Genomic DNA, 14,085 nt, shown 5'->3' with positions numbered 1-14,085 from the left:
AACCTGACTGACCTATATCAGCCCTTCCCGGCAATTTGAATAGAGCCTGACAGCCTTCCGGTATACGCCAGTCGGCGCCGGCCCGGACTGGTGACGGGCATTACAAGGTCTTCTTGTAGCCGAGATGGCTGCCGGTGAAGCCGAGCTCCTCATAGAAGCGGTGCGCGTCCGCTCGTGACCTGTCGGTGGTGAGCTGGACCAGGCTGCAGTTGCGCGCCCGGCATTGCGCGATCGCCCAGTCGATCATCAGCCTGCCGATCCCGCCCGAGCGCCTGTGGCCGGCGACCCTGACGGCCTCGATCTGCCCGCGCCAGGCGCCCTTGCGCGACAGGCCGGCAAGGTAGGTGATTTGCAAGGTGCCGATCACCTCGCCGCCGTCGACTGCCACCGCCAGCAGCTGGTTGGGATCGGCGTCGATGGCGTAGAAGGCATCGACATAGCCGCGCGCCAGCGGCACCGAGGCGTCCTCGCGGCCGGCGCCGAGCGGATCGTCGGCCAGCATCGCGACGATATCTGGCAGATCGGACGCTTGCGCCTTGCGGAAGGTGATCATGCTGTTGAGATACAGCCAGGCACCGGCAGCGGCAAGATGACGGCCTTTGGCCAGGGCTGGCGCAGCAAGCGTTCGAGGCTCAGCCACCCGGCTCTTCGAACCGCAGGGCCTCACCAATCAGTCCGCATCCCCATCCGCGGGCGCGGCCTTGCCACACTGCGCCAGCACCTTGCCTATGGCCCCGCTCGAGCCTTTCAGCGGAAAACTGGTCTGGCCGTATTTGGCGGCACCGACGCTGACATCGCCTTTCCCACGCAACAGGTCGAGCAGCGGATCGGCTTTGGCCAGGTTCACGACGAAGTAGTTGTACATGGCTTCGAGTTGCAGCGTCTTCGTCACTGTCTTGCCGCCGGCCTTGAAGTCGAACGAGCCGCTGATGCCGGGCTCCAGCTGCTGGCCGGTGGCGCCGAGGTCTAAGCTCAGCACCGGCGTGTCGAAACAGGTCAGCATCAGATGCGCATCGCCTTTCGGCCCGCCGCAGACCGAGGCGGTCAGCACGCTGCCGCCCTCGTCTTCCTCCATCTTCGCGTTCCAGCCGCTGCACGACGCGGCAAAGGCCGGCTGCGCGGCCTGCAAGACCGCCACCGCGCCCATGACGATGAGATATCTCATGACTTCCCCCTCAGACATTTGCCGCCGTACCCGCCGGCATTCTATAGGAAAAGCCGTTCGGTGGCATCGCCCGTTGCGGCGTCCCGTCCTGATTGTTCGGAGAGCGGTGTTGAGAGCCTGTGTTCGTCTGTGTCTGTCGTTGGCCGCCTGGCTGGCCTTGCCGCTCGCCGCCCATGCCGACTGGAAGCCGGTCGAGAAGGTCGAGACCTACGCCATTTCAGGCCAGTCTGGGCCGGAGCTCTACCGCTCGATCGGCGAGAAGGGTCCGAAGCTCGGCGTGGCCCGCGCCATCGCCCACACCAATTTCAAGCTGACCTGGACCAGGGACTATCAGGCGCGGGCCGGAGCCTGCGTGCTGGTCTCGGCACGGCCGAAGCTCATCATCACCTACACCTTGCCCAGCCCCTCCGCACCGCTGCCGCCGGCCATCGAGAGAAACTGGGAGGTTTTCATCGCGGGCGTCAGCGCCCACGAAAGAGTACATGGCGCCGATATCATCGACATGGTGCGCAAGATCGAGGCGGCGACCGTCGGCCTCAGCGTTGCCGACGATCCCAAATGCAGCAAGATCCGCACCGAAATGACGAAACGCCTGTCCGAACTGTCACAGGCGCAGCGGCAGGCGAGCCGCGATTTCGACCGCGTCGAACTCGGCCAGGGAGGCAATCTGCAGAAGCTGATCCTCGCTTTGGTCAATGGCGGCTGACGCCAAAGCAATTCCAGGAAAAATTGTGAAACGGTTTTCCCGGGAAAAGCGCGTAGCGCTTTCCCTTCGGAATTGCGTCAAAACAAAGGGCTCTAGGCTTCGGAAACCAGACCGTCGAGAAGCGCAAGACCTTCCGGCCAGTCGCCCAGGCCGCTGTCAGCATTGATGTGGCCGAACGCGCCGATGACGGCCATGCAGCTGCCCCACTGCTTCGCAATCGCCTCGGCATAGTCCGGCGCGCCATAGGGATCGTTGGTGCTGGTCACCACCAGCGAGGCAAAGCGCAGCCGGCCTTGCGGAATGTTGGCGAAAGCCATGCCGTATCGGGGGAAGAGCGCCGCCGTCGGATCGGGAACGCCGACCAGCAAGGCCGCTTTGACAGGGCGCGGTGAGATCTTCTGCCAATGGGCGATCAGCAGGCAAGACAGGCTGTGCGCGACCAACACCGGCGGCTCGGGCGCCTCGATCACGGCAGCCTCCAGCGCCGCCAGCCAGTCGGTGAAATCCGGCAGGTCCCAGCTCGACGGCTGGAACCGCCGCATCGCCGGATTGGCGCTTTCCCAGCGCGACTGCCAGTGCGCCGGGCCCGAACCGCCGCTGCCGGGCAGGATGATGAAATGCGTCATGTCGCCTTGCTCCTATCTATCGGAGCAGCATGGTGGCGTCTTGCTTCGCGGCGGAAAATGGGAAACCATCGGAAAAGTCGCTAGACTTCCGATGGATTCAAGGTGGCCATGAAAAACAGCGATGAGCGCGCGCCGCTCGATCCGACCGACATCGCCATTCTCGAAGCCATGCAGGAGAACGGCCGCATCGGCATGTCCGAGCTTGGCCGCCGGGTCGGCCTGTCGCAGCCGGCAACGTCCGAGCGGGTGAAACGGCTGGAGGAGCGCGGCATCATTGCCGGCTACACCGCGGTGATCGATCCGGCCGCACTCGGCCTCGGCATGATGGCGATCATCCGGGTGCGCACCACGCATGAGCACATCCGCCCCTGCCTGAAGCAATTCGCCGAGATGCCACAGATCACCGAGGTGCACCGACTGACCGGCGAGGATTGCTTCATCCTGAAAGTGGTCGTCCCCTCGCCGGCGCAGCTTGAAACCATCGTCGACGCCGTGGCCCGCCATGGCGCGGTCACGACGGCGCTGGTGTTGCGCAGCGAGACACCAAAGCCGATCGGCCGCGACCTGATCAGACGGTCAGGCGGCTAGACCAGAGCGGTGTCGCCGCACCGAGGTTCAGTCAGCCGCTCTACCGGCTCAGATCGAGCGCAGCGCTCAGGTCGCCCATCGGTGGCTGGTCGTTGTTGCGCAGCGCCTTGTCGCGGGCGGCGATGCCGGACAGCACCGGCAAATCGTAACGCGCGGTGATGAAGCGCAGGATCGACGTCGTGTCGTATTGTGTGTGGTCGACCGTGCCCATCTTCGCATAGGGCGAGATGATGAAGGCCGGGATGCGGTTGCCCGGCCCCCAGCGGTCGGCCTTCGGCGGTGCGACATGGTCCCAGAAGCCGCCATTCTCGTCATAGGTGACGACCACCAGCATGTGGCTCCATTGCGGGCTTTTCTCCAGATGCGCGACGATGTCGGCGAGATGCTGGTCGCCGCTCGTCACATCGGCATAGCCGCTATGCTCGTTGAGATTGCCTTGCGGCTTGTAGAAACTCACCGCCGGCAGCTTGCCGTCGTCGATCGTCTTGATGAATTCGGCGCCGTCGAGACCGCCATCCCTCAGGTGCTCGGCCCGCGCGGCAGTGCCAGGCGCGTAGGCGGCGAAATAGTTGAACGGCTGGTGGTGGAACTGGAAGTTCGGCACCGGCGTCGCGTTCTTGCCGTCGAGCGTGGCCTGCCAAGCGCCGGAATACCAGGCCCAACTGACGCCCTTCAGCGACAACAGGTCGCCGATGGTGATGTCGTGCTGCGGCGGCAGCGTGGTCGGCAGCGCCGGATCGGCCAGTGCCGTGTCGCCGCCTTCTGCCGGCTTGTTGGCGCTCGGCTGGTAGGGCGGCTGCATGGTGTTGACGGCATAGAAGTCGGGCGTGATGGCGCCGTCATTGACGAATTTCGGCACGCCGCCGAGCGCCGAGGCCGGCGAATTGTCGGCGACCTTCAGCGTCGTGCCATCGGCCTCAACGACGGCGATCTGGCCCTTGACCGGGCTGGTGTCGGCGTGGGGATAGACCGGCACGCAGGCGCAGGCGAGCATGATATGGTTGAGGAAGGAGCCGCCGAAGGCGCCCTGGAAGAAATTGTCGGCCAGCACGTATTTCTTCGCCACCGCCCACATCGGCAGGCTGGAGCCGTCATAGTGGCCCATCACCAGGCCGCCGGAATCGGCCCAGGCGACGAACTTGTCGTTCTTCCCGCCATCGATCTGCATCTGCTCCTGGTAGAAGCGGTGCCAGAGGTCGCGCGTGACGACGGAGGTCTTCTCGTTGAAGCCGCCGGCGTCGTCGATGGCGAAGCTGGCATTGCTGAGATGCGCCGATTGCGCCTCGGTCATCGGCGGCGTCACGCCCTTGGCAGTCAGGCCGCCCCAGGCCGGCGGCAGTTCGGTCAGCGGCTTGCCGTCGCGGTCGAGCTGGCGCACCTGGCCGGCCGAGAGGTTGGCCAGCCCATTGGCGCCGGGGAAGCCGCCATAGAGATTATCGAAGCTGCGGTTCTCGGCATAGATGACGACGACGGTGTCGATCTTGTCGTAGCCGGGCGGGGCGGCGTTGGCTGCAAGCGGAATCGAGGTCAGCACGGTGCCGGCCAGGCAAAGCGAGGTGAAAGGCCGCGTCATGGGAATTCCTCATGGCTGGGGTGGTGGCTAGAGGGGCAAATGCATGGCCGCGAGCGACGAGCCATGGGCGAACGCTAGGTCGACGCCTTGTCACCTTTGTGACATTTTCTGGTCCTGCAAACACGGTTGCGTGAGCGAGTGAGCCGGTCATCAATCCGCAGCAGTACGGTCTTAACTCCGGGGCGGAAAAACGGACCGGACGACATGACAGCGGGACAATGGAAGAAATGCGCCATCGCCGCATCGATGCTCGGCATCGCCGCGATCCTTTCCGCAAGCATTGTCAGCGCACGCAGCGTCCATCCAGGGCCGATGTCGCGGGCGGATGCCTTCGCGCGGGCGCAGGCGCTGACGGCGCTCGGCCGCAAGATGTTCTTCGACCCGTCGCTGTCGGCCTCGGGCAAGCAGGCCTGCTCGTCCTGCCATGATCCGCACCATGCCTTCGGCCCCGGCTCGGCCGCACCGGTCGAGATGGGCGGGCCGCATCTCGACCAGCCCGGACTGCGCGCCGTGCCGTCGCTGCGTTACCTCCAGGCGGTGCCCGCCTTCACCGAGCATTTCTACGATTCCGAGGATGAAGGCGACGAGAGCATCGACAACGGCCCGACCGGCGGCCTGACCTGGGACGGCCGCGTCGACCGCGGCCGCGACCAGGCCAGGATCCCGCTGCTGTCGCCGTTCGAGATGGCCAACAAGGATGCCGCCGCCATCACCGCCGGATTGCGCAAGTCGGCATACGCCGATGACTTCAAGGCCGCTTTCGGCGACACCGTGTTCGACCACCCGGATGATGCCTTCGACGCCGCCGCAGAGGCGCTTGGCACCTTCGAGCAGAGTGCGCCCGACTTCTATCCCTACTCCAGCCGCTACGATGCCTTCCTCGCCGGCAAGGCGACGCTGTCGGCACAGGAATTGCACGGCCGCGCGCTGTTCGAGGACGAGACCAAGGGCAATTGCGCCTCCTGCCATCTAAGCGAACCCGCCAATGACGGCGAGCCGCCGCAGTTCACCGATTTCGGCCTGATCGCCGTTGCCGTGCCGCGCAATCCGGCCATCCCGGCCAACACCGACCCCGCCTATTTCGATCTCGGCCTGTGCGGGCCGCTGCGCACCGATTTTCACGGCCGGGCGGAGTATTGCGGCCTGTTCAAGACGCCGACGCTGCGCAACGTCGCGCTGCGAAAAAGCTTCTTCCACAATGGATATTTCCACACGCTGCGCGACGCGGTCGCCTTCTACGCCAGCCGCGACAGCGATCCCGGCCACTGGTACCCCAAGAACGCCGACGGCACGATCCGACAAAACGACGATTTGCCAAAGGCTTACTGGCACAACCTCAACCAGGATCCGCCCTTCGGCAAGAAATCCGGCGACAGGCCGGCGCTGACCGATCCCGAGATCGACGACATCGTCGCCTTCCTGCAAACGCTGACCGACGCGGATCAGCAGTGACTCGCGCCTTCCCTTCTCCCCCTGTGGGAGAAGGTGGATCGGCGCGCAGCGCCGAGACGGTTGAGGGGCGCTGGACGGATCGCCGTCGTTGCCAAGCCGGAACACCCCCCATCCGACCTCGCTTCGCGAGGTCGCCTTCTCCCCCTGTGGGAGAAGCGAAGGCGCCGCCAACCACCGGCCCTTGAATCCACCCTCACTGCGTATCCGCGTGTGCCCTCAGCTCCGCCCGCTTCTCGTCCGACACCACGGCGAGGTCGAGCACCTTTTGCAGGCCGGCGGCGTGGCGGAAGCTGGGCTCGGTCTGCACGCCGCTGGTGACGGCATCGACGAAGCGCTGGTAGTTGGTCGGCACCATGCCGGCGTCGAGCTCTTCCCATCTGGCGTTCTCGACATTCTCGCCGACGCAGGCCTTGAGCACCGAGCCGTCGAGATTGTGCACCACTTCGAGGCTGCCCTTGTCGCCATAGATGCGCAGACGCAGCTCGTTGAGATGGCCGGTAGCCCAGCGGCTGGCGTGCACCACGCCGAAGGCGCCATTGGAAAAATCCAGCGTCATGGCGAAGCTGTCATTGGCGTCGAGCCCGTAGTCGCCGATGCGGTTGCCGGGCGCCTTGTCGAAGGCGCGCAGCCGGCAGAAGACATGGTCGACGTCGAGAGCCGCACCATAGCTGGCGAAATCGAGGATGTGGATGCCGACATCGCCGAGCACGCCATTCGAGCCGTGGCCGCGCGACAGGCGCCAGAGCCATTTCGGATCGGTGCGCCAGTCGCCCCAGAATTTCGACACCAGCCAGCTTTGCAGATAGGACGCCTCGACATGCCTGACCGTGCCGATTTCGCCCGCCTGCACCATCTGGCGGGCCTTCTGCAGCGCCGCGACATTGCGATAGGTGAGGTTCACCATGTTGACGAGGCCGGCAGCCTCGGCCGCGTCGGCCATCTCGGTGGCCTTGCCGAAGTTCTCGGCCAGCGGCTTCTCGCACAACACCGGCTTGCCGGCGGCGATCAGCGCCATGGTGGTCGGATGATGGATGCGGTCCGGCGTGACATTGGCCACCGCGTCGAACTCCCCCCATGTCAGCGCCTCCTCCAGCGAAGTGAAACGGTTAGGGATGTTGAAGCCGTCGGCGAATTCGCCGACGCGCGCCGCATCGACATCGACGGCGCCGACGATGTCGACGCCCTCGATGGCGCTGAAGCGCCTTGCATGTTCCTGCGCCATCCAGCCGGTGCCGAGTATCAAAAGCCGCATTTTTTGCTCCTTGGGGATTATTGGAATTCGCCGTCTCAGAGATGCTGCCAGATCGCCTTCAGCGGCGAGCCCATGGCTTGCTCGATCGTCCGCAACTGCTTGCTGGCCAAGGAGGTCACTCCCGGATCGACGACCGTAAGCGCGCAGACTCCGAACGCCGCGGGCCAGATATAGCGCAGATCGTTCAGCGACGCGGGCTTATGGCAACACGGCGTGGTGACGGACAGGTCTTCGAAGCGCGATGCTGCAGCTTGGTCCATCGCGTCGCCCCACCATTCCTCGATGTCACTGCCGCAAAACGGACAATGGATGCTTTCCGTGTTTGCTCCGGCGTCAAAGAACGTCACGCCTTCTTCCAATTCGACGGCGATATGCTCGGCCAGCGGGAACAGTTCACGCGCAACCTTTATGGCTGCGGCGGCCGCCGGCTCGTCGGGGTGCCAGTGCGGGTCATATGGCACGAAACGCAGATAGGTGTCGGACATGGCTCCTCCCCCGGGTCGACGCCTCAGATAGCGCGGATGATGCCGCCGTCGACACGAATATTCTGGCCGGTAATGTAGCCGGCGCCTTCGGACGCCAGGAAGGCGATGGTCGCGGCGATCTCTTCCGAGGTGCCGTAACGCTGCATCGGCACGCTGTCGCGGCGCTCCTCGGTGGCCGGCAGGCTGTCGATCCAGCCGGGCAGCACGTTGTTCATGCGCACATTGTCTGATGCATAAGTGTTGGCGAAGATCTTGGTGTAGGCGGCGAGCCCGGCGCGGAACACGGCGGAAGTCGGGAACATCGGGCTCGGCTCGACCACCCAGGCGGTCGAGATGTTGATGATGGCGCCAGCCTTCTGCTTGACCATCTGCGGTGCGACGATGCGAACCGGCCGGATGACGTTGAGCAGGTAGACATCCATGCCGGTGTGCCACTGCTCGTCCGTGATCTCGAGGATCGGCGCGCGCGGCCCGTGGCCGCCGCTGTTGACCAGCACGTCGATGCGGCCATAGCGCTCGAGCGTCTGGTCGACGAGACGCTGCAGATCCTCGTTCGACTGGTTGGAGCCGGTGACGCCGAGCCCGCCAAGCTCCTTGGCCAGCGCCTCGCCCTTGCCCGACGAGGACAGGATGGCGACCTTGAACCCATCCGCCGCCAGGCGCTTCGCCGCCGCCGCACCCATGCCGCTGCCGCCGGCCACGACAACAGCTGTTTTCTCTGAACTCATTGGATTTCCTCTCGGGTTGGCAGGACTCTGCAAGCAGTGTTTTCAAGCTTCGGGCGGTGATATAGCTGGTTTCCACGGCTGGTTCGAACCAGAATGCCTGAAATCAAGCTGTAGAAAAACTACTGCATGCCCGAAGCCTTCCTGAGCCTGCCGCCGTTGAATGCGCTTCGCGCCTTCGAAGCCTCGGCGCGTCATCTCAACTTCCGCATCGCGGCCGAGGAGTTGAACGTCACGCAAGGTGCGGTGGCCCAGCACATTCGCGGGCTGGAGGCCGATCTCGGCGCAAAACTGTTCGAGCGGCTGCCGCGCGGCCTGGCCCTGACCGATGAGGGCCGCGCCTATGTGCCCAACATCCGCCGCGCCTTCGACCTGATTTCGGAGGCGACGCTGCTGTTGCGCCCCGAGCCGGCGCGGCTGACGATCAGCGTGACACCGAGCTTCGCCACCAAATGGCTGATCCCGCGACTGCAGGATTTCGTGGCGCACAATCCGCTGGTCGATCTGCGTATCCTGGCCAGCGAAAGCCTGTCGAGTTTCCAGGCCGATGGCGTCGACATTGCTGTCCGGCAAGGGCGCCCGCCGTTCGGCGCCGGCCTGATTGTCGACCTGTTGTTTCCCCAGCAGATCATCGCCGTCTGCAGCCCGGCCCTGCTGCCGGCTGGCGCCGGTGAGATCGCGGCGGCTGAAATCCAGTATCATGTCCTGCTGCACGACACGCATAATCTGTGGCCGGAATTCATGGAAAAGGCCGTCGGCCTGAAGATGACGACCGAGCTGAAACGCATGCGTTTCAACCAGACCGGGCTGGCCATAGACGCGGCCGTCGCTGGCCAGGGCATCGCGCTGGCCAGCCGCTTTCTGGTCGCGGCCGATCTCGCCGCCGGCCGGCTGGTTCAGCCGGTCAGTGGCGAGATGCGCGGCACTCAGGATTTCTACATCGTGATGCCGAGAAAACAGCGGCATCCCGAGCCGACGCAAGCCGTGCGGCAATGGCTGCTCGATGCCGGAGCAAGACCACCAGTCTAGTTCAGCGGATGAATTGCAGGTGGCCGCATGGGTTGGGCTTTAGCCTAACCGTACCCAATCTATGGTTTCCAGCACATAGGGAGCGAACAGGAAATCTCGGATCTCGATGATCCGGCTTTCCGACCAGTCGATCAGGACAAAATGCGCAGGTTTTTCCATCAGGCTGGTGCTGTCGAAGACCAGCATGGCCGGTCGTCCTTCAACTGCGCCGAGGGCGAACCGCCATTTCGTCACTTCCGCATAGCGCGTGAAATATAGGCCAATCTTGTCGCGCCCTTCCAGTTGGAGCCGGTTCACCAGATCGAGCTTTACGTCATCGGCGAGCATGGCGCGGATTGCGTCGAAATCGCCGCTCCGAAACAGGTGGACATAAGCGGTGATCTTCCGCCGGTCCGCATCGGACATCAGCGGCAGCCTTATGTCTTCAGGCGCCTGAGCCAGTTGCCGCAGCGCAACGCGCCCGCGCTGAAGCGCCGATTTGGCGGCTGTCGGAGAGCACCCAGCGATGCCTGCGATCTCGTCGACCGAATGACCCAGAACATCCTTGAGGATCACCGCGCAGCGCTGAAGTTCAGGCAGCCGCAGAAACGTCTGAAAGCTGATCGCGACGATGTCGGCCTCGGGTATGGGCGCCGCTTCGACGTCCTCGGTGAGCGGAACGACCATGTTCCGGGACCTGTCGCGTAGGAAATCGAGGCTCGCATTGTGGGCGATGCGAAACAGCCAACCCTCGAGATTGTCCACCGCGGCGCCCTGGGCTCGCGCGTGAAGGGCCTTGACCAGGGTATCCTGCAATACATCCTCGCCATTGACCGCCGATCCCGTCATGCGCGCGCAGTAGCGATGAAGGCGCGGCCGCAGCGCTTTCAGACGATCCTCGAATTCGTTCGTGTTCATGTTTCGAGACCTACAGCGCTTCCGCGCTCTGTTTCGCCAGGGATCGGACACAAATGTCGATGAGAATCTTCGACAGAGCGGCCGGTTGTGACATGAATGGCGAGTGGCTGCTTTCCAATGATTTTTACGATCTTTACGACCTGTATAAGCCGCGGCCAGCCATTTTGTGCCCTCGCCCGCCGAGACGAACGAAGGGGAATGGGTTCAAACTTCCCTGTCGTCGAAAAGGAACATCTGAACGCCCGAGTCGTCAGGCGCAAAAAGTCGGCGATCCGCCCCGGTCGCCTGTCCCTCCACGCTGGCAAACGCCTTTTCGATCGCCGCAAGGTCGTCGAAATGCAGGATTGCGATCCGATGAAGGTTGAAGGTTCCCACAGGCGTTGCGATGGGGCCGTCGCTGATCTCGTATTTCCTCAGACCCGGAATCTTCTTGGCGAGGGGCACGTGGATTTCAAAGTAATGTCGGTCAAATGCCTCGACGTCCTTCGGTATCTGGTAAATCACCACCATCCGAGCCATTGCGGTTCTCCTTTGTTACTTGTGTGATGCAAACTTAACTGTGTTTCGCCCTCACCGGATTTCGCTCAACACCGCCGAGCTCACGACACCAAGGACGATCCGAAGGGCGGAAACGGATCGCGACGTAGAAGATTTCTTGGAAAATGCGTGTGCATTGCAACGCCAGTTGCAATGACCCTATGCAGCCAGCTAGATCGGCAACAGGGCGTCGGGCTTCACATTGGCGATCGAGGCGTAGGTGTGCGTTTCCCGGACGCCGGGCAGCGGCAGGATGACCCGCTGCAGGAAATCCTGGAACATCGCCATGTCGGCGATGCGCGCCTTGACCAGATAGTCGAACCCGCCGACCACCATGTGGCACTCGATGATCTCGGGCGCCCGCAAGACCGCCTCGGCGAAGCGGTCGAAGACATGCGGCGCCGTATGGTCGAGCCGCACCTCGATGAAGACGAGCTGTGCCTGCCCGATCCTGGCGGGATCGAGAACGGCTCGCACCGCGCGGATGAACCCTTCGGCGAACAGCCGCTTGACGCGTTGCGCCGCTCCTGTCGGCGACAGGCCGACCCGCCGCGCCAGATCGAGGGTCGTGCGGCGGCCGTCCTCCTGCAACAAGCGCAGCAGCGAGCGATCGATACGGTCGAGATCTTCCATTTCAGGATTCACACTTTTGAACCGGAACAAGCGTGATAGTCACGCCAAAATCGCAAAAACAGCATATTTCATCACGCCATCAGATCGCAATACCGTTGCCGTGCACTCCTGCCGACAGCGAAAGCGAACCTCATGACATCAGCCCTATCGATCTCCCGCAGCGCCCAGACCAAGGGCGATACACCGGTGCTCATTCTGAGCGAAGTCGAGGTGAAAACATGCGTCGACCTTCGCCAACTTCTCGACGCTCTGGCCGGCGGCTTCAAGGCGCTGTCCGGTGGGAAGATCGTCAGTCCGGCCCGGCCGCAGCTCGATATTCCGCAGGCCGGCTATTCGCTGGCGATGCCGGCCTGGGCGGCGGACATGCATCTGACGGTCAAGATCGTCAACGTCTTCGAAGGCAACATCGCCAGGGGCATCCCGAGTCATCTCGCGACGATCCATCTGTTCGACCCGCAGACCGGCATGCCGGTCTGCATCATGGACGGCACCTACATCACCGCCGCCCGCACCTCCGGCTCGGCTGTGTTGTCGGTGCGCGAACTCGCCCGCCGTGACGCCAAGGTCGTGACGGTGGTCGGCGCCGGTGTGCAGGCCAGCCAGCACCTCAAACTTCTGCCGCTGGTGCGCGACTTCGCCGAGATCCGCGTCGTCTCCAAAGAGTTCGCGGATGCGCAGGCCCTTGCCGTGCAGCATCCCGGCGTCGTCGCAGCCAGCGATATCGAGGCCGCGGTGCGCTCGTCGGATGTCGTCTGCCTGGCGACGCATTCCTACCAGCCGGTGATCTCGGCCGACTGGGTGCGGCCCGGCACCCACGTCTCGTCGGTCGGCGTCGCACCGCCCGGCGGCGAACTGCCGGTCGAGCTTGCCGGCCGGGCCGGCCTGTTCGTCGAGACCAGGGATGCCTTTGCCCCGACCCCGGTCGGCTCCTGCGAACTGGCCGGTATCGATCCGCAAACCGGAATGGAACTCGGCGAAATGCTGCTCGGGCTGCGGCCGGGCCGCGTCGGCGCCGACCAGGTCACCGTCTACAAGGCGATGGGCGTTGCCATGGAAGACATGGTGGCGGCCGACCTCGCCTATCGCGAGGCGGTTCGCAGAAGAATCGGGCGCATCGTTGCGCTGTAGGAGGTTGGCCAAGTTCATTGTTCAAGTCGGCGCTGCCAACGTTCGGACCAAGGGCATTGGAACCGAAGCAATGGTCTGCTCGACAACCGGAGCGGAGCGGACATTCGAGCCCGTGGGAAGCACAAAAGGCCGTCGTTTGCAGGCCAGCTGAATTTGCTAACGCACCCTAGGCAAGCCAGGCAGCATCTGGCTCAGTACCCGATCCCGCAGGACGACGTGATGGAAGATGGCCGCGGCGGCGTGCAGGCCGGCGAGCCATAGGATGATATCGCCAAGCGTGCCGTGGATCTCCGCCAGCGGTGCGCCCCAGGTGCCGGAAAACGGCCCGATCGCTCCCAGGCCGTAGACCGTCACCGGGTGGCCGCCGAACCATGCGCCGAGCATGGCGGTCGCCGGGACCGCGAACAGAAGCGCATAGAGCGCCCAATGCGTTGCCTTCGAGGTGACGTCCATCCATGCCGGCATCGGCGGTGTATCGGGAACACGGTCGAACAGGCGCCAGATCAGGCGAATGACCAGCAGCCAGAAAACGGTGAAACCGAGCGATTCGTGAAGCAGCAGCGTCGAGGCGCGGGCGTCGGAATAGACCCGCGTCGGCGGGCCCCCTTCGGAGACCAGGAAGGCAATGAGGACAAGCAGTGCCGTCAGCCAGTGAAATGCCTGGGCGAGGCTTCCGTAGCGGGTTGTCGTACCGGACAGCGACATGCAAAAGCTCCGTTGGACAAAATGCCCCGCGCCTGAACGTGCCCTTATTTCAGTTGGTCCTCAATGGACATCAATCCTCGTCGGTCCAGATCAGCCGCAGCAGGCGCAGCAGCGTTGCCCGCTCCTTTTTTGTCAGCCGCTGCAGGAACCGATCCTCGTGCCGGCGAACCTTTTGCCGCCATCCGGGCATGGCTTCCCTGGCAGCTTGCGTCAGGGCGAGCGTCTGCACGCGTTTGTCTTCGGCATGGTCGTCGCGCTCGACCAGCCCGCGCTCTTCCAGTTCGGCGAGCAGCGGCGCCATGTTGGCGCTCTTCATGCCGAGCAGGCGGCAGAGTTCGGCGGCGCGGATGCCGGGCTTCTCATCGATCAGCGCCAGCATACCGTAGGTGACCGGGCGCAGCTCCGCCTCTGCCAGCTCGACCGCGAAATCGTTGAGCGCAAAGGTCGAGGCGCGTTTGAGATTGTAGCCGACCTGTGCGTCCAGCGCGTCTTCGGGAGCCGTGCCTGGCGCGCTGCGACTGGTATGAACCTCATCCATGTTGCAACCGATCGCCGCGATCAAGGCCCTTGTCAAGCGAAAAAGA

Annotated in this window: 17 protein-coding genes; 5 read left to right on the top strand and 12 right to left on the bottom strand. The window is 64.0% G+C overall.

Annotated elements, in window-relative coordinates; translation table 11 throughout:
* Positions 1-100: 100 nt before the first annotated feature.
* A complete protein-coding gene (locus AC1D10_RS30925) occupies positions 101-553 on the bottom strand; it encodes an N-acetyltransferase family protein (RefSeq protein ID WP_477278655.1) in 453 nt (150 codons plus the stop codon).
* A 117-nt stretch (positions 554-670) separates the two neighbouring features.
* The gene (locus tag AC1D10_RS30920) at positions 671-1,147 is read right to left on the bottom strand and encodes a hypothetical protein (protein WP_477278593.1); all 477 of its coding nucleotides are present in this window, start codon (positions 1,145-1,147) and stop codon (positions 671-673) included.
* 127 nt (positions 1,148-1,274) lie between these two features.
* On the opposite strand from AC1D10_RS30920, the gene AC1D10_RS30915 reads away from it, so the two are divergent.
* The gene (locus AC1D10_RS30915; RefSeq protein ID WP_477278592.1) at positions 1,275-1,871 is read left to right on the top strand and encodes a DUF922 domain-containing Zn-dependent protease; all 597 of its coding nucleotides are present in this window, start codon (positions 1,275-1,277) and stop codon (positions 1,869-1,871) included.
* Positions 1,872-1,963: 92 nt separating this feature from the next.
* On the opposite strand, the gene AC1D10_RS30910 is transcribed toward AC1D10_RS30915, so the two are convergent.
* On the bottom strand, positions 1,964-2,497 hold the full coding sequence (locus AC1D10_RS30910) for an RBBP9/YdeN family alpha/beta hydrolase (protein ID WP_477278591.1): 534 nt from the start codon (positions 2,495-2,497) through the stop codon (positions 1,964-1,966).
* A gap of 108 nt (positions 2,498-2,605) precedes the next feature.
* On the opposite strand from AC1D10_RS30910, the gene AC1D10_RS30905 reads away from it, so the two are divergent.
* Positions 2,606-3,085, top strand: a complete 480-nt coding sequence (locus AC1D10_RS30905) for an Lrp/AsnC family transcriptional regulator (RefSeq protein WP_477278590.1) — start codon at positions 2,606-2,608, stop codon at positions 3,083-3,085.
* A gap of 40 nt (positions 3,086-3,125) precedes the next feature.
* Here AC1D10_RS30905 and AC1D10_RS30900 read toward each other — a convergent pair whose 3' ends face one another.
* Positions 3,126-4,658 (bottom strand): acid phosphatase, encoded by a 1,533-nt coding sequence (locus AC1D10_RS30900; protein ID WP_477278589.1) that lies wholly within the window; start codon positions 4,656-4,658, stop codon positions 3,126-3,128.
* 246 nt (positions 4,659-4,904) lie between these two features.
* On the opposite strand from AC1D10_RS30900, the gene AC1D10_RS30895 reads away from it, so the two are divergent.
* Positions 4,905-6,110, top strand: coding sequence for a cytochrome-c peroxidase (locus tag AC1D10_RS30895; protein WP_477278654.1), 1,206 nt, complete (start codon positions 4,905-4,907; stop codon positions 6,108-6,110).
* Between the two features lie 193 nt (positions 6,111-6,303).
* Here AC1D10_RS30895 and AC1D10_RS30890 read toward each other — a convergent pair whose 3' ends face one another.
* From AC1D10_RS30890 to AC1D10_RS30880, 3 genes are read right to left on the bottom strand one after another with little or no spacing between them, the layout of a single operon-like run.
* The gene (locus tag AC1D10_RS30890; protein WP_477278588.1) at positions 6,304-7,362 is read right to left on the bottom strand and encodes a Gfo/Idh/MocA family protein; all 1,059 of its coding nucleotides are present in this window, start codon (positions 7,360-7,362) and stop codon (positions 6,304-6,306) included.
* A gap of 35 nt (positions 7,363-7,397) precedes the next feature.
* The gene (locus AC1D10_RS30885; protein WP_477278587.1) at positions 7,398-7,847 is read right to left on the bottom strand and encodes a hypothetical protein; all 450 of its coding nucleotides are present in this window, start codon (positions 7,845-7,847) and stop codon (positions 7,398-7,400) included.
* A 23-nt stretch (positions 7,848-7,870) separates the two neighbouring features.
* Entirely contained in the window at positions 7,871-8,575 is a 705-nt protein-coding gene (locus AC1D10_RS30880; RefSeq protein ID WP_477278586.1) for an SDR family oxidoreductase, read from the bottom strand.
* A gap of 126 nt (positions 8,576-8,701) precedes the next feature.
* On the opposite strand from AC1D10_RS30880, the gene gcvA reads away from it, so the two are divergent.
* Positions 8,702-9,601: a transcriptional regulator GcvA gene (gene gcvA / locus AC1D10_RS30875; RefSeq protein WP_477278585.1), complete on the top strand. Its 900-nt coding sequence runs from the start codon at positions 8,702-8,704 to the stop codon at positions 9,599-9,601.
* A 39-nt stretch (positions 9,602-9,640) separates the two neighbouring features.
* Here gcvA and AC1D10_RS30870 read toward each other — a convergent pair whose 3' ends face one another.
* From AC1D10_RS30870 to AC1D10_RS30860, 3 genes are all read right to left on the bottom strand, one after another.
* Positions 9,641-10,498, bottom strand: coding sequence for a sigma-70 family RNA polymerase sigma factor (locus tag AC1D10_RS30870; RefSeq protein ID WP_477278584.1), 858 nt, complete (start codon positions 10,496-10,498; stop codon positions 9,641-9,643).
* Between the two features lie 204 nt (positions 10,499-10,702).
* Positions 10,703-11,017 carry an EthD family reductase gene (locus AC1D10_RS30865; RefSeq protein ID WP_477278583.1) on the bottom strand — a complete coding sequence of 105 codons (315 nt, stop codon included), beginning with the start codon at positions 11,015-11,017 and terminating at the stop codon, positions 10,703-10,705.
* A 189-nt stretch (positions 11,018-11,206) separates the two neighbouring features.
* Positions 11,207-11,668, bottom strand: coding sequence for an Lrp/AsnC ligand binding domain-containing protein (locus AC1D10_RS30860; protein WP_477278582.1), 462 nt, complete (start codon positions 11,666-11,668; stop codon positions 11,207-11,209).
* Positions 11,669-11,800: 132 nt separating this feature from the next.
* On the opposite strand from AC1D10_RS30860, the gene AC1D10_RS30855 reads away from it, so the two are divergent.
* The gene (locus tag AC1D10_RS30855; protein WP_477278581.1) at positions 11,801-12,796 is read left to right on the top strand and encodes an ornithine cyclodeaminase family protein; all 996 of its coding nucleotides are present in this window, start codon (positions 11,801-11,803) and stop codon (positions 12,794-12,796) included.
* Between the two features lie 156 nt (positions 12,797-12,952).
* Here the strand turns inward: AC1D10_RS30855 and AC1D10_RS30850 are convergent, their stop codons facing one another.
* A complete protein-coding gene (locus tag AC1D10_RS30850; protein WP_477278580.1) occupies positions 12,953-13,501 on the bottom strand; it encodes a cytochrome b in 549 nt (182 codons plus the stop codon).
* A 70-nt stretch (positions 13,502-13,571) separates the two neighbouring features.
* The gene (locus AC1D10_RS30845; RefSeq protein ID WP_477278579.1) at positions 13,572-14,039 is read right to left on the bottom strand and encodes a MarR family winged helix-turn-helix transcriptional regulator; all 468 of its coding nucleotides are present in this window, start codon (positions 14,037-14,039) and stop codon (positions 13,572-13,574) included.
* Between the last annotated feature and the right edge of the window lie 46 nt (positions 14,040-14,085).

Source organism: Mesorhizobium sp. P2_A8, from assembly GCF_056404935.1.
Note: the sequence above shows the minus strand (reverse complement) of the source record. Positions and strands in the feature narration are given on the sequence as shown.